General features: G+C 47.3%; 16 protein-coding genes. 13 read left to right on the forward strand and 3 right to left on the reverse strand.

The annotated features are described in order from the left end of the window. Nucleotides 1-18: 18 nt before the first annotated feature. The 9 genes from L5M18_RS15955 (at nucleotide 19) to L5M18_RS15995 (ending at nucleotide 10,815) form a co-directional block, all read left to right on the forward strand. On the forward strand, nucleotides 19-702 hold the full coding sequence (locus L5M18_RS15955; protein ID WP_028760150.1) for a response regulator: 684 nt from the start codon (nucleotides 19-21) through the stop codon (nucleotides 700-702). Between the two features lie 290 nt (nucleotides 703-992). Beyond that, nucleotides 993-1,409, forward strand: a complete 417-nt coding sequence (locus tag L5M18_RS15960) for a CBS domain-containing protein (RefSeq protein ID WP_028760149.1) — start codon at nucleotides 993-995, stop codon at nucleotides 1,407-1,409. 122 nt (nucleotides 1,410-1,531) lie between these two features. Further along, nucleotides 1,532-5,407, forward strand: a complete 3,876-nt coding sequence (hrpA, locus tag L5M18_RS15965) for an ATP-dependent RNA helicase HrpA (protein WP_411569275.1) — start codon at nucleotides 1,532-1,534, stop codon at nucleotides 5,405-5,407. Nucleotides 5,408-6,198: 791 nt separating this feature from the next. Then, nucleotides 6,199-6,357 (forward strand): nitrate reductase, encoded by a 159-nt coding sequence (locus L5M18_RS15970; RefSeq protein WP_028760147.1) that lies wholly within the window; start codon nucleotides 6,199-6,201, stop codon nucleotides 6,355-6,357. Nucleotides 6,358-6,400: 43 nt separating this feature from the next. After that, complete coding sequence (locus L5M18_RS15975) at nucleotides 6,401-6,658, forward strand: chaperone NapD (protein ID WP_028760146.1); 258 nt, start codon at nucleotides 6,401-6,403, stop codon at nucleotides 6,656-6,658. A gap of 2 nt (nucleotides 6,659-6,660) precedes the next feature. Next, a complete protein-coding gene (napA, locus tag L5M18_RS15980; protein ID WP_028760145.1) occupies nucleotides 6,661-9,150 on the forward strand; it encodes a nitrate reductase catalytic subunit NapA in 2,490 nt (829 codons plus the stop codon). 10 nt (nucleotides 9,151-9,160) lie between these two features. After that, nucleotides 9,161-9,646 (forward strand): nitrate reductase cytochrome c-type subunit, encoded by a 486-nt coding sequence (locus L5M18_RS15985; protein WP_105252303.1) that lies wholly within the window; start codon nucleotides 9,161-9,163, stop codon nucleotides 9,644-9,646. An 8-nt stretch (nucleotides 9,647-9,654) separates the two neighbouring features. Then, on the forward strand, nucleotides 9,655-10,242 hold the full coding sequence (locus L5M18_RS15990) for a cytochrome c3 family protein (RefSeq protein ID WP_028760143.1): 588 nt from the start codon (nucleotides 9,655-9,657) through the stop codon (nucleotides 10,240-10,242). 183 nt (nucleotides 10,243-10,425) lie between these two features. Then, nucleotides 10,426-10,815: a DUF1801 domain-containing protein gene (locus L5M18_RS15995; RefSeq protein WP_263197719.1), complete on the forward strand. Its 390-nt coding sequence runs from the start codon at nucleotides 10,426-10,428 to the stop codon at nucleotides 10,813-10,815. Between the two features lie 125 nt (nucleotides 10,816-10,940). Here L5M18_RS15995 and asnS read toward each other — a convergent pair whose 3' ends face one another. Then, the gene (asnS, locus tag L5M18_RS16000; protein WP_105252305.1) at nucleotides 10,941-12,341 is read right to left on the reverse strand and encodes an asparagine--tRNA ligase; all 1,401 of its coding nucleotides are present in this window, start codon (nucleotides 12,339-12,341) and stop codon (nucleotides 10,941-10,943) included. Nucleotides 12,342-12,491: 150 nt separating this feature from the next. Here asnS and L5M18_RS16005 point away from each other — a divergent pair, with 150 nt between their 5' ends. Beyond that, nucleotides 12,492-12,827 (forward strand): hypothetical protein, encoded by a 336-nt coding sequence (locus L5M18_RS16005; RefSeq protein WP_113939548.1) that lies wholly within the window; start codon nucleotides 12,492-12,494, stop codon nucleotides 12,825-12,827. Nucleotides 12,828-12,894: 67 nt separating this feature from the next. Here L5M18_RS16005 and L5M18_RS16010 read toward each other — a convergent pair whose 3' ends face one another. Both L5M18_RS16010 and pabB read right to left on the reverse strand, forming a co-directional pair. Continuing rightward, nucleotides 12,895-13,482, reverse strand: coding sequence for a CoA pyrophosphatase (locus L5M18_RS16010; protein WP_263197721.1), 588 nt, complete (start codon nucleotides 13,480-13,482; stop codon nucleotides 12,895-12,897). Nucleotides 13,483-13,513: 31 nt separating this feature from the next. Further along, the gene (pabB, locus tag L5M18_RS16015; RefSeq protein WP_263197722.1) at nucleotides 13,514-14,926 is read right to left on the reverse strand and encodes an aminodeoxychorismate synthase component I; all 1,413 of its coding nucleotides are present in this window, start codon (nucleotides 14,924-14,926) and stop codon (nucleotides 13,514-13,516) included. Between the two features lie 118 nt (nucleotides 14,927-15,044). Here pabB and L5M18_RS16020 point away from each other — a divergent pair, with 118 nt between their 5' ends. The 3 genes from L5M18_RS16020 to L5M18_RS16030 all read left to right on the forward strand — a co-directional run. Further along, nucleotides 15,045-16,589: a fumarate hydratase gene (locus L5M18_RS16020; protein ID WP_131525178.1), complete on the forward strand. Its 1,545-nt coding sequence runs from the start codon at nucleotides 15,045-15,047 to the stop codon at nucleotides 16,587-16,589. 317 nt (nucleotides 16,590-16,906) lie between these two features. Further along, entirely contained in the window at nucleotides 16,907-18,958 is a 2,052-nt protein-coding gene (locus L5M18_RS16025) for an alpha/beta hydrolase family protein (protein ID WP_263197723.1), read from the forward strand. Between the two features lie 277 nt (nucleotides 18,959-19,235). Then, nucleotides 19,236-19,360: transposase (locus tag L5M18_RS16030; protein ID WP_263197725.1), on the forward strand; the 125-nt coding region annotated here is incomplete at its 3' end.

The following is a 19,360-nucleotide window of genomic DNA, read 5'->3' on the forward strand; positions in this document are numbered from 1 at the left end:
ACAGAATGGACTAGAGACGTGGCAATAAAAATCGTGGTTATCGATGATGAGACCCAAATACGCCGCATGCTGCGGATTGCACTCACCAGTGAGGGCTATGACGTTACCGAAGCTGAAAATGGTCAGCAAGGGCTCGCAGCTGTCGCTCGACAGCAACCTGAATTAGTCATTTTGGATTTAGGCTTGCCGGATATGGAAGGCCATCAAGTGCTACAGGAGTTACGGGGATGGTCCGATGTTGCTGTGATTGTATTGTCGGTTCGCAATCAAGATAAAGAAAAAGTCGCAGCATTAGATGCAGGCGCGCAGGATTATGTGACCAAACCCTTTAGTGTGGAAGAGTTACTGGCAAGGGTGCGAGCGATTTTAAGGGACCATATCAAACCTGAAAAATTACCCATATTAGATGACGGCAAGTTGCAGATTGATTTAAGTCGCAGGCTGGTTAAAGTTGATCATCAAATTGTCGAACTCACACCCAAGGAATACGCGGTATTGTCTAAATTGGCGTCGTCACCTAACTGCGTTGTCACTCAGACTCAGTTGCTCAAAGAAATTTGGGGGCCCGCTCATACAGAAGACACACATTATCTACGAATTGTGGTCAGTCACTTAAGGCAAAAATTAGGCGACTCCCCGAGTGAACCTCAGTATGTGCGGACTGAGCCCGGTGTAGGCTATCGCTTTTATATCGACTTATAGCTTGTATCAATAGCGAATTAAAACGCGTTGGAATGACAAGTAAAATGATCACCGAAGACTGATGGCATTACCTGCCTCAATCAGATACTTACCTGATTTCAGTTTGTAGTGTTCGCTTCAGTTAACTCTAAGTCGCTATTTCTGGCAGCCTTTGTTGACGCTATTTTTGTCCTGTTAGCTCTTGTTGACATTGGGTTTATGCACTAGATAAGCCCAATCGATATAAATCGCACATTCTTGTCGATATTTTGACTAGACTACAAACGTAGGGTTAATTCGAGGGAAAGACTATGGACTTAATTAAAATCCGCGACCATATGGATCGTCAGCCCGTGTTGCTGCGCGCTAATATGTCGCTCGCGACTGCGGTCGAAAAGTTGTTAGATAATAATAAAATGGGCGCAGCAGTGGTTGATGATACGGGCGATTTGGTGGGCTTTTTATCCCAGCAGGATTGTTTGGCTGTGATGATTAAAAGTAGCTATCACTGTGATATGACCTCAGTGGTGAAGGATTGCATGCGAACTGAAGTGCTGTTCGTTGGGCCAGATGACAGTATTTTGCAGCTCGCCGAACAAATGCTAGGGCCTAAACCTAAAGTGTATCCAGTGGTTGAACATGGCAAAGTAATTGGCACGATTAATCGCACCAATGTGCTCAAAGCCATGAATATCTATATGCAACAATGTTATCTGTCACCGGTTTAATTTAAGTCGAGCCAGTGCGAAACTGACACGCCATATACTGAGTGCAGAGTAAATTAGCAATACCATTACGCCACTTTCCTTGCTAGGATCGCCGTTTTTGATGCTAGCAATGGAATTTGGATTTGAACTCAGACAAACATCCGCTATCGAACGCCTTTCTTAATCTTTGTTATCAGAGCGACGCGTCGCGGATCCGTCGTCGTTTATTTAAGCTCAATAAAGAAGCCGACTCAGATAAAAAGACCCAAGTCTTAGCTCAGCTGAGCGAGCAAGCGCAGGCGGCGTTTGAGAAGGTTGAGCAGCGCCGTAACGCTCGGCCTAAAATCCACTATCCTGAAAACCTGCCTGTTTCCTTGATGCGCGATGATATTGCACGCGCGATAGCGGGCAATCAAGTGGTGATCATCGCCGGTGAAACGGGCTCGGGCAAAACGACCCAGTTACCTAAAATCTGTTTGGAACTGGGCTTAGGTTGCCGTGGCATGATAGGCCACACCCAGCCACGACGTTTGGCTGCCCGCAGCGTGGCGAGTCGAGTCGCAGAAGAATTACAAAGTCCGCTCGGTGAAGTGGTTGGTTTTAAAGTGCGTTTTGCCGATGCGCTTAAGAGTGACTCTTATATCAAGTTGATGACCGACGGTATTTTACTGGCGGAATTAACCTCCGATCGCAATCTCGATCAATACGATACCATCATCATAGATGAGGCCCACGAGCGCAGCCTCAACATCGATTTTATTCTGGGCTACCTCAAACAAATTCTCAAAAGACGCCCTGATCTCAAGGTTATTATCACGTCGGCGACCATAGATGTTGAGCGTTTTTCTAAGCATTTCAACAATGCACCTATTATCGAAGTGTCGGGCCGTACCTTTCCGGTCGAAACCCGTTACCGACCCTTAGTGCAAGATAGCGATGCCGATTTAGATCAAATCGAAGGCATTTTTGCCGCCGTCGATGAACTGGTGGCCGAAGGGCTGGGCGACATTCTGATCTTTATGAACGGCGAGCGGGAAATTCGCGATACGGCCGAGCAATTGAGTCGGCGTAATTACCGCGATACCGAAATTTTGCCGTTGTACGCGCGTTTATCCTATGGCGAGCAGTCTAAAGTTTTCAGTAGTCACAGAGGTCGGCGGATTGTATTAGCGACGAACGTGGCGGAAACCTCGTTGACAGTGCCAGGCATTCGCTACGTTATCGACCCAGGTACGGCGCGTATCAGCCGTTATAGCTATCGCACTAAGGTGCAACGTTTACCGATTGAACCTATCTCGCAGGCGAGTGCCAATCAGCGCCAAGGCCGTTGTGGCCGTGTAGGGCCGGGTATTTGTATCCGTTTGTACGATGAGGCGGATTTTAATAATCGTCCGGCGTTTACCGATCCCGAAATTTTGCGCACTAACTTGGCTTCGGTCATTTTGCAGATGCTCGCCATCGGTTTGGGTGATATCGCCGGTTTCCCCTTTATCGAGCCACCCGATCCACGCCATATCCGCGATGGTTTCCTGTTGCTCGAAGAATTACAAGCGGTTGAGAGCAAACACGGCAAGCTAGTGCTGACACCACTTGGGCGCAACTTGGCGCAAATTCCTGTGGATCCGCGTTTGGCGCGTATGGTGGTCGAGAGTCAGCAGTTAGGTTGTTTGAACGAAGTGTTAGTGATTGCCGCGGGCTTATCGATTCAAGATCCCCGCGAACGTCCGATGGAGAAGAAGCAAGCCAGTGATGAAGCCCATCGCCGTTTTGCCGATCCCAGTTCCGATTTCGTCAGTTGGATAAACCTGTGGCAGCACTTAAAAGATCAACAAAAAGAGTTATCTGCTAGTCAGTTCCGTAAAAAGTGCCGCGATGAATATTTGGCCTATTTGCGCGTTCGCGAGTGGCAGGATTTATATGCCCAGCTTAAACAAGCCGTGCACGATTTAAAGTGGCGCTTAAACGATACGCCAGCTAATTATGACAGCTTGCACCGCGCGCTCTTATCGGGCTTATTGAGTCATGTTGGTTTTAAAGATAACAATAACGAGTACTTAGGTGCCCGTAATCGTAAATTCTTTGTGTTTCCCGGTTCGCCACTGGCCAAAAAAGGCCCTAAGTGGATCATGGCGGCTGAGCTTACCGAAACCTCACGCCTATTCGCTCGCTGCTGCGCCAAAATCGAACCTGAATGGCTAGAGCCCTTAGCTGCTCATTTGATCAAGAAAAGCTATGTTGAGCCCCATTTTGAGGCAAAACCTGGCAGCGTTATCGCCCTTGAGAATCAAGTGCTCTACGGCTTGACGGTTGTGCACCGCCGCAAAGTGCAATACGGCCCCATCGATCCCGTTGAAGCGCGTGAGATTTTTATCCGCAGCGCTTTGGCAGAAGGGCAGTTACAGACCCAAGAAGCATTTTTTGTCGCTAACCAAAAGCTGCTCGAAGACATTGAATCCCTCGAGCATAAATCCCGTCGCCGCGATATTTTGGTGGACGAGCAAGTCTTGGTGGACTTTTACGAGCCGCGGATCCCGGAAGGGATTTACAACGCCCAGCTGTTTTTTGGCTGGTGGAAAAAAGCCAAGCGCGAGCAACCGGATTTACTCGATTTCAGCAAAGCACTGTTAATGCAGCGCAATGCCGACCATATTTCGACCTTAGATTTTCCCGATATGTGGCATAAGGGTAATTTGCGCTTGCAGCTGAGTTATCACTTTGAACCTGCGGCGGCGGATGACGGCGTGTCGGTGCACATTCCGGTGGCGCTGCTTAATCAAATTGACGATAGCGATTTTGATTGGCTAGTGGCAGGGCTAAGGGAAGAAAAGTGCATCGCGCTGATTAAATCTTTGCCTAAGAGTTTACGACGTAACTTTGTGCCAGCACCTGACTATGCCCGCGCTTGTGTGCAGGCCATGGTACCTTTTAGTGCCAGTTTGCTTGAAGCCATGTGCAAGCAATTGCTGCGCATGAGTGGCACGCGTATATCGCCGGAGGATTTTGATTTAACGCAACTGCCCGCGCATTTGCAGATGAATTTTAAAATCGAAGACGATAAACACAACTTAGTGGCCGAAGGTCGGGTGCTCGATACCTTAAAAGCCGAGTTGCAGGGCGTGGTGGCGAAGGCCATTCGTCAGGTGGCGGATAAAGGTATAGAGCAAGAAGCGTTAACTGAGTGGTCCTTTGGCGATTTGCCGCAGCAGTATCAGCAGCAAAAAGGCAATTACCAAGTGCGTGCGTTTCCGGCGCTGATCGATAAAAAAGACAGTGTTGCGATCAAATTATTTGATGATGAATTTGAGGCCTTAGATGCCCATCGCCAAGGTCTGCGACGCTTATTGCTGCTAAACATTCCATCACCAGTGAAACACTTACAGCAAGCTTTGCCGAATAAGGCAAAATTGGCGATGTATTTCAATCCCTTCGGTCAAGTACAAATCTTAATTGATGACATTATTGCCGCCGCTGTGCAGCAATTGTTGGATGAAAAAGCCCTCGATGTGCGTAATCAAGCCCAATTTGAGCAGGCAAAGGATTGGGTTCGCCAAGAACTCAACCCGACCGCCGAGCAAATTGCCTTGAAGGTTGAGCAGATTTTGACCTTGTATCAGAGCATTAAAAAGCGTCTTAAGGGCAAAATTAGCTTAGATATAGCCTTTGCTATGAGTGATATTCAAAGCCAATTAGACAAGTTAGTGTTTAAAGGGTTTGTCGAATCCTGTGGTTGGGATCGGTTAGCCGATGTGGCGCGTTACTTAAAAGCGATTGAAATCCGTGTCGAGAAGTTGCCCGTTGATCCGACTCGTGACCGTTTGCATATGCAGAGCATTAACAAGGTACAGGAAGCATTGAACGCACAACTGGCGAAAGTGCCACGTGCTATGCCGACACCACCTGCGTTAATCGAGGCGCGCTGGATGATTGAAGAGTACCGTGTCTCTTGTTTTGCACAGGTGTTAGGCACGGCATATCCGATATCTGAAAAGCGCATTTTGAATCATATTCAACAGGTTTAATAGACTGATTTAAAGGTCGAGCTGAGCGCCTTTGTCCGATTGATGTAACAATAACGCGATCAAGAAATGACTAAACAAACCGAGAAAACTAACCATTTTCTCGGTTTTTTATTTTCCCTATGCTTACGCTTCTCACGCGATATACCTCCAGTGGTGCGCCATGAAACGGGCCTTCTTTAACGTTATATCTACTCATGTCATTCATGTCCTAGTTATTTACTAGTACCAAAGTTATTTACTCACACCAAAGTTATCTACTTATTCTAGAGTTATCATTCTTCAATGGCTGAAAGTGATCACCTCAGATAAAACCAAGTGATCAACTATGAGAGATACTGCTCGGCACATAAAATGAGCGCTTTTTCTGGGTGGCAGCGATGCTTTTATGCCGAATATCTTTCTTTTGGGATCAAGTCGTTATCTCGCATGTTTTTACACCTTTCTACTGCCTACTCCTTTATGAATACTCAGGTTTTTTTTGCGGGTTTTCTGTTGTTTTCTCGTAGTGATTTATCCATTTCAGTCGCTTATTAATCATAAAATAAATTCAATAATCTAATTTGTAATAGCAAAAAACGTTTAAAAACTGAGATCTGACGAATACTCACATCAAATTGATGATCTGGATCAAGCATCATCCGCTTTACCAATTTGGAGGTATACATTTTGTTAACAACTAAAAGGTATGATCGCTTCGTAATCCAAAGATGCAATAGATATACATAAAACCTGCCGCTGGCGATTTTTTGCAGCGCATTCAAAGTGGCAGGAACACACCTCTTGGAGGATGCATGAGTGCTAGCACCGCAGAAGAAAAATCCTTAGAACTGAAAATCTTTATCTTTTTAACCGTGTTTCTCGCACCGTTATTGTCCGTACTACTGGTCAGTGGTCTGGGCTTTGCTATTTGGTTCAGCCAAATTTTGACGGGTCCACCGGGCGCTGGTTAAACGTAACATCATCAAATAGTTAAAAATAAGAGTGGAATGTCGGATGAGCAAAGAACTCCATATCACCAGTTTAGTGGTGCAGGTCTTACCGCAGAAAATGGCAGATGTTAGACAACAGATAATGACCATTGAAAATGCCGAACTTTCCGTCAACAACGAAGTGAAATTGGTCGTCGTGATCGAAGGCGAGACGCAACGCGCCTTGATGGACAGTATCGAAGCGATCAATGCCATTCCGGGCGTGTTATCAGCCACTATGGTTTACCACCAGAGTGAAGTGCTCGAAGAGGGTGAAGAATGAATATGAACAGACGTGACTTTATCAAGGCCAATGCGGTGATTGCCGCTGCAGGCGCCGCTGGTTTAGCCTTGCCCGCAGGCGCAAGCAACTTAATTACCAGCTCAGAACAAACCAAATTAGAGTGGAATAAAGCCCCTTGCCGTTTTTGCGGCACAGGTTGCTCCGTGATTGTCGCAACTCGCGATGGCAAAGTGGTTGCCACCCATGGCGATGCCAACAGTGAAGTGAACCGTGGGCTCAACTGTATCAAGGGCTATTTCCTGTCGAAAATCATGTATGGCAGTGATCGCTTAACCACGCCTATGCTGCGGATGACGGATGGCAAATACGACAAGCACGGTGAGTTTTCGCCCATCAGTTGGGACAGTGCCTTCGACATCATGGCGCAAAAATGGAAAGAAACCATTAAAGCTAAAGGGCCAACCGCCGTGGGCATGTTTGGCTCTGGCCAATGGACTGTGTGGGAAGGTTATGCTGCCGTTAAGTTGATGAAAGCGGGTTTTGGCTCGAATAATATCGATCCGAATGCGCGTCACTGCATGGCGTCAGCCGTGGTCGGGTTTATGCGCACCTTCGGTATCGACGAACCTATGGGTTGCTATGACGATATGGAAGCCGCCGATGCCTTCGTCCTTTGGGGCTCGAATATGGCGGAGATGCACCCGATCCTCTGGAGTCGAGTGACTGACAGACGTCTCAGTGCCAGCCATGTAAAAGTGGCCGTGTTGTCGACGTTTGAACACAGATCCTTCGATTTGGCCGACTTGCCGATCGTGTTCACCCCACAAACCGATTTAGCCATTTTGAACTACATAGCTAACTACATCATTCAGAATGATAAAGTGAACTGGGACTTCGTGAAGAAACACGTTAACTTCCGTCAGGGCACAACAGATATTGGTTATGGTTTACGCCCGACACATCCCCTTGAGAAAAAAGCGAAAAATGTTAAAACGGCGGGGGATTCAACCCCAATTGATTTTGAGACATTTAAAGCCTTCGTGGCGGATTATAGCGTCGAAAAAGTCAGTAAGTTGTCGGGCGTACCCGAGGATAAACTGATTGCGCTGGCCAAGCTGTATGCCGATCCCGACATCAAAGTGACCTCATTTTGGACCATGGGTTTTAACCAACATACCCGAGGTGTGTGGTGTAACAACCTGATTTATAACATTCATCTCTTGATGGGTAAAATTTCAACCCCAGGTAATAGTCCATTCTCTTTGACGGGTCAACCATCAGCCTGTGGCACGGCCCGTGAAGTGGGGACGTTCTCCCATCGCTTACCCGCCGATATGGTCGTGACCAATCCTGAACACAGAAAGCATGCCGAAGACATTTGGAAGATCCCAAGCGGCATTATTCCACCTAAACCCGGTTATCACGCTGTCGAGCAAAACCGTCGTCTAAAAGATGGCGACTTAAATTGTTACTGGGTGCAAGTGAACAACAATATGCAGGCGGGCCCAAACATCAATGAAGAAGGTTTACCGGGTTACCGTAACCCTGCCAACTTTATCGTGGTGTCCGATGCCTATCCGACGGTTACGACTCAAGCGGCCGATTTGATTTTGCCCACCGCTATGTGGGTGGAAAAAGAGGGCGCCTACGGTAACGCCGAGCGCCGCACTCAGTTTTGGCATCAAATGGTACAGGCACCGGGTGAGTCCCATTCGGATCTGTGGCAATTGATGGAGTTTGCCAAACGTTTCACCACAGACGAAGTCTGGCCTAAGGATGTATTAGCGGCGAACCCTGAGTTCAAAGGGAAAACCCTATTCGAAGTCCTGTATCAGAACGGTAATGTTGATAAGTTCCCACTTGCGGATGCCGATCCTAAGTATTTGAACGATGAGGCTAAACACTTTGGCTTCTATGTCCAAAAAGGCTTATTCGAGGAATATGCGACCTTTGGCCGCGGCCATGGCCACGATCTCGCCCCATTTGATGTTTACCATGAGGCTCATGGTCTGCGTTGGCCTGTGGTCGATGGTAAAGAAACCAAGTGGCGCTTCCGTGAAGGCACAGATCCTTATGTTAAAGCAGGTAAGGGCTTTGAGTTCTACGGTCATCCCGATGGTCGTGCGGTGATTTTCGCTTTGCCCTATGAACCTGCCGCAGAAGCGCCTGATGAAGAATATGATATCTGGTTGTCGACGGGGCGAGTGCTGGAACACTGGCATTCGGGTTCTATGACCCAACGTGTGCCTGAGTTATATCGTGCCTTCCCCGATGCCGTATGTTTTATGCACCCTGAAGATGCGAAAAAACGCGGTCTGCGCCGCGGCGATGAAATTCGCGTGGTGTCCCGTCGCGGTGAAATTAAGACCCGAGTCGAAACCCGTGGCCGCAATAAACCGCCCGTGGGTTTAGTGTTCGTGCCTTGGTTTGATGCTAGCCAGCTCATTAATAAAGTCACTTTAGATGCGACAGATCCCTTGTCAAAACAAACTGACTTTAAAAAGTGTGCGGTGAAGATCGTCAAGGTTTAAGGAGAACACGATGAAAACCCTAAAATTAGTCTCAGCGATCGGTTTATTGGTATTTGGCTCATTCATCATGACAAGTGTGTCTGCCGCCAGTATTCCCGAAGATAAAATTGATACCCTGCGCCAAGCGCCTATCAATGTCGAGCCTACGCCACCTGCGATGCAAAGTGTGCGTAATACCGATGTGAAGGAAGTGCGCAGCTATCCCATGCAACCACCTGTGATCCCACACAAGATCGACGGCTATCAGCTTGATCTTAAAGTGAACAAGTGTATGGCTTGCCATGCTCGTAACCGCATTGGGGATTCGCAAGCGCCTATGGTCAGCGTCACGCATTTTATGGACAGGGACAATAACTTCTTAGCCGAGTTATCGCCGCGCCGCTATTTCTGCACTCAGTGTCATGTGCCGCAGTTAGATGCCAAGTTGCTGGTCGAAAACGACTTTGTGGATATGGAACATCTGATCAAAGCCAACACTGAGCAGAAAAAACACTAGGAGTTAGCATGTTAGATAAACTGAAAAAAATCTGGCAGGTACTCAATCGTCCGAGTGTGCATTACAGTTTAGGTTTTTTGACCTTAGGTGGTTTTGTGGCTGGCGTGATTTTCTGGGGTGGATTTAACACTGCCCTAGAAGTGACCAACCAAGAAGCTTTCTGTATTGGTTGCCATGAGATGGAAAATAACGTCTATCAAGAGTTACAGACGACGATTCATTTCACTAACCGCAGTGGCGTGCGGGCGACGTGTCCCGATTGCCACGTACCGCATAACTGGACCGATAAAATTGCCCGTAAGATGCAGGCATCTAAGGAAGTGTGGGGTAAGGTTTTTGGGACGATTAATACCCGTGAGAAGTTTGAAGATAAGCGTCGTGAACTGGCAGAACATGAGTGGGCAAGGTTAAAGGCCAATGATTCGCTCGAGTGTCGTAACTGCCATAACTTCACTTACATGGACTTTACTCGCCAATCACCCAGAGCGGCGCAGATGCACTCAACGTCACTGGCAAGCGGCGAAAAGACCTGTATCGACTGCCACAAGGGGATTGCTCATCATCTCCCTGATATGGCCGGTGTGAAGGGGTTTTAATCTAGGGCGCAGTGTTTATCCGTGTGACTTAGCCTTGCTAAGTTGGACAACTCCAGCAAAAGGCCAAGCGTTCTCCACGCTTGGCCTTTTTATTTGCACGTCACTATTTTTTAGGGATGCTTCAATAGGGTGTTATTCAGTCCGATTAGCGCGCTACAATCGGGCTGGGATAGTCTTGCTTGTATGAGAGGTAAAGAGATCATGATGGAAGATCAACCGCAACTTGAAAAACTGTTAGAAGATATTTTATGTACCAGCCCGAGTCTGTTTGAAATAGTGCAGGGGGTGAGGCAGGAGGTCAAAACCGCCGCTACCACATCGTCGCGGGCCATTACTGAAGCCGTTAAGTACGGCGGTATACTCTTTAGCACCAAAGCCAGTTTTGGTGGTGTGTTTGCCTATAAACAGCATGTTTCATTGGAGTTTAGCTTAGGCGCGAATCTTAGCGATCCACATAAGGTACTTGAAGGCAGTGGCAAGTTTCGTCGCCATATTAAGTTGGTGTCAATCGATGATATTGCTGCCAAGCGAGTCGCGGAATATATTGCGCAGGCGTTGAGTCTGGCGGATTAATGGTTGTTTAGCCGCATGATGTGACTAAAACGGACAAACAAAAAAGGAGCTGAATATTCAGCTCCTTTCGTTTTGCTAAGGCTTAATAGAGATGTCTTAGCTATGCAGTCCCAAGTTAAGGGAGATTAGAAGTTCGCAGTGCGCGGTGCACGTGGGAACGGGATAACATCACGAATGTTGTTAACGCCCGTCACGTAAGACACTAAACGCTCAAACCCTAGACCAAAACCTGCGTGTGGCACTGTGCCATAACGGCGCATATCACGGTACCACCAGTAATCTTCTTGGTTCAGATCCATTTCGGCTAAACGCATATCCAGCACGTCTAAACGCTCTTCACGTTGAGAGCCACCGATGATTTCACCGATACCTGGGGCTAACACGTCCATCGCGGCAACGGTTTTACCGTCATCGTTTAAGCGCATGTAGAAGGCTTTGATATCTTTCGGATAGTTCTTCACTACCACAGGGGCTTTGAAGTGCTCTTCGGCTAAGTAACGCTCGTGCTCAGAAGATAAGTCGATACCCCAAGACACTGGGAACTCGAAGGTTCTGCCACAGTTTTGCAGAATTTCAACCGCATCCGTGTAATCTACTTGAGCAAAATCGCTTGAAACGAAAGATTGCAGACGGTCGATCACAGTCTTATCAACGTGCTGGGCGAAGAAAGTTAAATCGTCCATACGCTCAGTCAAGACTGCATTGAATGCGTATTTCAACATAGCTTCGGCAAGGCCTGCGATGTCGTTTAAGTTAGCGAAGGCGACTTCAGGCTCAACCATCCAGAATTCCGCTAAGTGGCGGCTAGTGTTTGAGTTTTCAGCACGGAAAGTCGGGCCAAAGGTATATACTTTTGACAGTGCACAGGCGTAGGTTTCAGCATTCAACTGGCCTGATACGGTCAGGAAAGCTTCTTTACCGAAGAAATCTTTATCGTAATCGACTTTACCTGCTTCAGTACGCGGTAGGTTTTCCATATCTAAGGTCGATACGCGGAACATTTCACCGGCACCTTCGCAATCTGATGCTGTGATAAGTGGGGTCGATACCCAAATAAAGCCTTCTTCGTGGTAGAAGCGATGAATCGCTTGGGATAGACAGTTACGCACGCGGGCAACGGCACCAATAATGTTAGTGCGTGGGCGTAAGTGCGCTAATTCGCGTAAATGCTCAATTGAATGACGCTTAGCGGCCATTGGGTAAGTGTCTGGATCATCAACCCAGCCAGCGACTTCAAGTTCAGTCACTTGCAGCTCAAATGCTTGGCCTGCACCAGGAGATTCCACCACGTCGCCTGTCATCACAACAGAACAACCCGCAGTCAGCTTTAACACTTCGTTGTCGTAATTATCTAAGCTATTGGGCACGACACCTTGGATAGGATTAAAGCAAGAGCCGTCGTAAACAGCTAAAAAAGAGATGCCAGCTTTAGAGTCACGACGGGTTCTGACCCAGCCACGCACTGTGACTTTAGAACCGACGGCGTGCTCACCTTTAAATACAGATGCGACAGATGCAATGCTCATTGTTGCTTAATTCTCCAACGAAACGTTTTATATGAAAATTTTGGAGGTTTATATTACCTTGCTGGTGGCTTTTCTCAAGCTGAAAAAGGTATCCTGAGGTTAATAATATCGATATTGAGCGATATAGTGAGTTAAACGGCGGGAGGCGGTATGAGCAAGACTAGAATATTTCAAATTATCCTTGCGACCTTATCCATTTTAGGCTGGGCAATAGCCGTCTATGCGCTTTTAGTGTTTAGTGATGCAAGGCCAGACCGTGAAGTTGGGGCCTATTTGACCCGTGGCGCGACATTTCGAGTCCATTGGGATCCACATGAAACCCAATTATTGCAGTATTTGATTTGGGTTTGTGGCGGTATTAGTTTGGTCAGTTTAGCGTTTAACTATTATGTCGCCCACCACAGTCGTATGGGTTATTGGTTTAATATTCCCATGTTGCTGTTAACCTCTATTGTCGCCGGTTTGTATATCCACTTGGTGGTTTAAGCTAGTCATCATTGTTTGGCTAATTTAACAGTTTGGCTTTTTAACGGTTTAGCAATGGCAAGTGAAGTCAGAGGATATTGGCAGGAATGCTTAACTGGCGGCACAGATGGTCGATAATCGCGGCAGTCGCACCCCAGATAAAGCGTTGTTGATAGGGAATAAAATGCACGCTGTAATAGCGCCCTTGGCGTAAAAAGCGTTTTTGGTGGCGATTATTCGGTTCAATAAAAAAGCTTAATGGCACAGTAAAGCAATCGGCGACCTCACCGGGATCGAGTTTTAAATCAAATGCCTGCTTGATAATCCCAATCACAGGGGTGATTTCAAACCCTGTGAAGGTATTATGGGCTGGAAACGTGCCCACTACCTCGACGTTATGCCTTGAGAGTCCAATTTCCTCTTCTGCTTCCCTTAACGCGGCCGCAATCGCATCAATATCATAGGGCTCAATTTTACCGCCGGGGAAACTGATCTGCCCCGGATGGGCGCGAAGGTGCATCGGTCTTTGGGTTAAAATTAGATTCAGCTCACCGTTAATCTCCAGCAGTGGGATCAACACCGCGGCTTTGCGCAGTCCAAGGTGTGGGAAGGCCGCCGGATCTTGTAGCGCTAAAGGGTGCAGATTAAATCTGAGTCTAAATTCCGCTTGATCCATCGACGTTCTCGTTACTGTTTAGTTTTAAAGTTTACGGCTTTTGCGGCTCTGCGCCAAGCAAAGGCAAAATCCGGCTGATCTTATCAAAGGTTTCTTGGTATTCAGCATTCACTTCTGAATCCGCCACTATGCCGCCGCCCGCCCAGCAATAGAGTTTCCCCTGCTCAGCCACAATAGTGCGAATGGTGATACTGGTATCCATTTGGCCGTCTTGGCTGATATAACCCATAGATCCACAATAAAGGCTGCGCCGTGAAGGTTCGAGCTCTTCGATAATTTCCATGGCACGAATTTTCGGTGCGCCTGTAATTGAGCCGCCGGGAAACGCCGCGCGCAGCAAATCACTCGCCGTGAATCGGCTATCAAGCTTGGCAGTCACCGTACTGACTAAGTGATGCACCGCAGGAAAGCTTTCAATCTCAAATAGATGCGGTACACGTACTGAGCCTGCTGCCGCCACTTTGCCGATATCATTACGCAGTAAATCGACAATCATGACATTTTCGGCGCGATCCTTTGGTGAGTTTGCCAGTGTATTGGCGGCTTTCACATCCAATGCGGGATCGGTATGACGCGGTAGTGTGCCTTTGATAGGTTTGGTTTGAATATCGTCACCGCGAAGCTGAATAAAGCGCTCGGGTGAAATCGATAAAATCGTGTTTTGCGGCAGACGCATAAAGGCCGAGAAGGGTGCTTTATTGGCATGGCGCAGTTGGCTATAGGCCGACCACTCATCGCCTTGATAATGGGCTTCGAATCTTTGGGTTAAATTTATTTGATAGCAATCACCGCTGTGCAAATAGGCTTGAACTGCTGCAAATTTGGCCGTGTATTGGGCTTTATCGATTTGTGCTGCCCATGGGCTAGTGAGCATGAATGCGGCGGAATTTGGCTTTTTGGCGATTTTATCTTGAATTTTATTCAATTCAATATCGAGTGCTACTTCACCTAAATAATGCAGCAAATGCCAACATTGGTCTTGGTAATCAAAAACTAACGCCCAGTCGTAAAAGCCGATGTTCATCTCTGGCAGTTGAATATCTTGCTTGGCCGTTATCGGCAGGGATTCAATTCTGCGGCCTAAATCGTAGCTAAAACTGCCCATTGCGCCACCACTAAAGGGCAAGTCGCAATCAAAAGATTTTGAATACCAATGGGTTAATAAAGTGTTGAGTAACTCGAAGGGATCACGGTTTGGGTCTATTGCCTCGGGTAAGCTCAAGCTCGTATCGATGAGCTTTATATCGCTACGCTCGCCCTGAGTCACTAACGTTGCGATAGGATTGGCGCAAATGATGTCGAATCTTGCGTCTTGATGCGGCGCGTTCGCCGAATCTAACAGAATTGCCCAAGTGTCATTTGCAAAGTGTTCGAACAGTGCTGCGGTACTTAATGTCCAGTCAAGTTGGCGTGATGCAAGCTGTTTTGACGCCCTAATTGCCATCGATTACCCTATTCAAAATGTGATGTAGCCCAAAAAGATGTGAAAGAGTATCATATTGGCCCAGAAAGAATTAAACAAAAACAAGTTAGGCCGCAAAGGCTGCTGGAGCGCTCCTACTATGTCATCTCACCATAAAATGTCTGAAACTTCTGTGATTAAACAAGCCGACTTTATTGAAAGTGTGGCGGATGCTTTGCAATACATTTCTTATTACCACCCGAAGGATTTTGTTGATGCCATGAGCCAAGCTTATGAGCGTGAACAAAGTGCGGCGGCGAAGGATGCGATTGCCCAGATCTTAATTAACTCGCGTATGTCGGCCGAAGGTAAGCGTCCTCTGTGTCAAGACACTGGGATTGTGACCACTTTCGTGAAAGTGGGTATGGGTGTCCAATGGGACAAAACCGATATGACGATTCAGGAAATGGTCGACGAAGGTGTTCGTCGTGCCTATACCAATCCTGATAACCCACTGCGCGCATCAATAGTGTCAGATCCTGCTGGTAGCCGTAAAAATACCAAAGATAACACCCCATCTGTGGTGCATATCGACATGGTGCCAGGCAACCATATCGAAGTGGCGATTGCAGCCAAAGGCGGCGGCAGTGAAAACAAAGCTAAGATGGTGATGTTAAACCCATCAGATGATATCGCTGCATGGGTAGAAAAAACGCTACCGACTATGGGGGCTGGCTGGTGTCCACCGGGTATGCTGGGTATAGGCATCGGCGGCACGGCGGAAAAAGCGGCCGTATTAGCCAAAGAAGCGCTGATGGAAAGCGTAGATATCCATGAGTTGATGGCCCGTGGCGCGCAAACGACCGAAGAAAAGCTGCGTTTAGACATTTTTGAGCGCGCGAATAACTTAGGCATAGGTGCGCAAGGTCTTGGCGGTTTAACCACAGTGTTAGACGTTAAAATCAAATCGGCACCAACCCACGCGGCGTCAAAGCCAGTGGTGATGATCCCAAATTGCGCTGCTACTCGCCACGTACATTTCCATTTAGATGGCTCAGGTCCAGCTGAATTAACGCCGCCATCATTGGCCGATTGGCCAGAAATTACCCGTGAAGTGGGTGATGATGTGCGCCGCGTTAACTTAGATACTGTGACTCAAGCGGATATCGAGCAGTGGCAGAGTGGTGAAACCATTCTGCTGAGCGGTAAAATGTTGACTGGTCGTGATGCTGCCCATAAGCGCATTCAAAGCCTGATTGAAAGCGGTGAAGGTCTGCCAGAAGGCGTGGACTTTACGGGTAAATTTATTTACTACGTTGGCCCAGTTGATCCAGTCGGTGCTGAAGTTGTCGGTCCTGCGGGCCCAACCACAGCAACCCGTATGGATAAATTCACTGACTTAATGTTAGAGAAAACTGGTCTTATGGGCATGATAGGTAAAGCTGAGCGCGGCCCTGCGACAGTTGAATCAATCAAAAAACACAAAGCGGTATATCTGATGGCCGTTGGCGGCGCTGCGTATTTAGTGTCTAAAGCGATTAAACATTCTCGCGTCGTGGCCTTTGCTGATTTGGGCATGGAAGCGATTTACGAGTTTGATGTGCAAGATATGCCAGTGACTGTGGCTGTGGATTCGCATGGTGTGAACGCCCATGAAACTGGCCCAGCAATTTGGAAAGTGAATATCGCCAACGCGAAAGCGTAAAGGTGAGGATGCAGCGGATTGAACTTGATGGCTTTTTAAGCAAAATAGCTTAAGTTTGAGTTCTGATATCTGTTCTTTAGGTAAAACGCTGCGCCACTGACATTTTGTCACAAAAAAATACGCTCAGGTTCGCCATTTGGCTTGCCTGAGCGTTTTTGTTTCGATAGTGTGGCAAGCTTATCTTCGAAAGATACGATCTCAGATCGTTTTTTAACATTCGTGCGGTTGCAACTCAGTAGAACTATTGCAATTTCAATAGAACCCTTGCAATGATTGGCGCAACTATCGAACCAGTTTAACCAAAGACGGACATAACAATGAAAATAGCTCCTCTCCTAGTGGCGCTCGGCGCTGTGGGACTGGCGTTATCAGCCCAAGCGGCCGATCCAACGCCTTTTACTGTGCAACAACTCATTAAACTCAATAAGATGCACTCTGCGACTGTGTCCCACGATGGCACTAAATTAGTTTATGGTCTTAAAACGGTAAACGATAAAGGAGAGGCCAGCTCGGATCTGTATCTATTAGATTTGATAGACACGAAGGCGAAACCACTTCAATTGACCTCTGCCACGGGCACTGAGCACGATGTGAGCTTCGCCAATGACGACAAGTCGATTTATTTCCTTGCTAGTCGCAGTGGTTCAAGCCAGTTATTTCAACTGCCATTAACGGGCGGTGAAGCGGTACAAGTTTCTGATTTACCTTTGGATATTGATGGCTATAAATTATCAAACGACGGTAAACAAGTTGTACTCAGCATGCGGGTATTCCCCGAGTGTAAGGACTTAGCCTGCTCAAAGGATAAATTTACCGCCGAAGCTGAGCGTAAATCGACTGGCCGTGAATACAAGCAGTTAATGGTTCGCCATTGGGATACGTGGGAAGACCACGCCCGTAACCATTTATTTGTGGGTGCGGTAAACGGTGAGAAACTCACTAAAGTGGTGGATGTGACTCAAGGTTTAGATACTGAAACGCCGCCAAAACCTTTCTCGGGTATGGAAGAAGTGACCTTCACCCCAGACGGTAAGTTTGTGGTTTATAGCGCGAAAGCCCCCAGCAAAGATCAAGCTTGGACCACTAACTATGATTTGTGGCAAGTGCCAGTGACAGGCGGCGCCGCAACGAACTTAACCCAAGACAATCTCGCATGGGATGCACAGCCAACGTTTTCGAGCGATGGCCGTTACATGGCCTATTTAGCGATGAAGAAGCCGGGTTTTGAAGCGGATCGCTACGGCATCATGCTGCGCGATACGACCACAGGCCAAACCAAAGAAGTGGCGCCATTGTGGGATCGTAGCCCAAGCTCACTGATGTTTGCCCCTGACAATCGTACCTTGTATGTCACGGCGCAAGACATAGGCCAAGTATCTATTTTCCAAGTGAATACTCAATTTGGCGATGTGCGTTCTATCTACAGCGATGGCACAAACAGCTTAATTGCGGTCACGAACGATGAACTGATTTTCGACAGCAAAACCTTAGTTGAGCCGGGCGATCTCTATAGCATCACCACAGATGGTCAAGGCCTTAAGCGTCTGACTGAAGTGAACAAAGACAAGCTAGCCGAGATCAAGTTCGGTAAATTTGAACAGTTCAGCTTCAAAGGTTGGAATAACGAAGACGTTTACGGTTACTGGATCAAACCGGCGAACTTCCAAGAAGGGAAAAAATACCCAATTGCCTATCTCGTTCACGGTGGGCCGCAAGGTTCATTTGGTAATGCCTTCAGTGGTCGTTGGAATGCCCAATTATGGGCGGGTGCGGGTTATGGCGTCGTTATGGTGGATTTCCACGGCTCTACTGGTTACGGCCAAGCCTTTACTGATTCAATCAGCCAAGATTGGGGTGGTAAGCCATTAGAAGATCTGCAAAAAGGCCTAGCAGCGGTGAGCCAGCAACAAAAATGGCTCGATCCGCAAAACACCTGTGCGCTCGGAGGTTCTTACGGCGGCTACATGATGAACTGGATCCAAGGTAACTGGAACGACGGTTTCAAGTGCTTAGTTAACCACGCGGGTCTGTTCGATATGCGTTCTATGTATTACGTGACCGAAGAAGTGTGGTTCGCAGAGCATGAGTTTGGCGGCACTTATTCAGATAACAAAGCGTTATATGAGAAGTTTAACCCAGTGAATTATGTTGAAAACTGGAAAACACCCATGCTGGTTATCCACGGTGAGAAGGACTTCCGCGTCCCTTATGGTCAAGGTTTAGCGGCATTCAGTTTTATGCAGCGCAAAGGGATCCCATCAGAGTTATTGATTTTCCCTGATGAAAACCATTGGATTTTAAAACCTGAAAACTTAGAGCAATGGTATGCTAATGTCTTCGGTTGGATGGACCGCTGGACTAAGCAATAACGACCCGTGCGTTTATGGGCTTTGCACCGACGAAAGCCCATAGAAGCAAGGCTCGCCCTGATAGGATTATCATCGGCAAGTCATTTAATGCTCAACTGACAATCAAAGTATTTTTAGTCTGTATTTAAACTAAGCGTTTTCTGACCAAGTGTATTTTGATTGTCATCCCCAAACCACCGCCTCTGGCGGTGGTGATTGTTCCTTGAGGCTATAGCCTGAATTACGCCCATGCTAAAAGAGACTTCTTATTCACCACAAGTAAGAGGAAACGAAAAGCATGGGCGATTATAGAAGTTCATCACATGTTTATTGGCGTTGCAAATATCATATTGTTTGGACTCCGAAGTACCGTTTTAAAATATTAAAAGGAAACCTTGGTAAGGAGTTATACAGGTCAATTTA

The sequence above is a fragment of the Shewanella sp. SM20 genome, from assembly GCF_025654545.1.
GTDB classification, from domain to species: domain Bacteria; phylum Pseudomonadota; class Gammaproteobacteria; order Enterobacterales; family Shewanellaceae; genus Shewanella; species Shewanella oncorhynchi.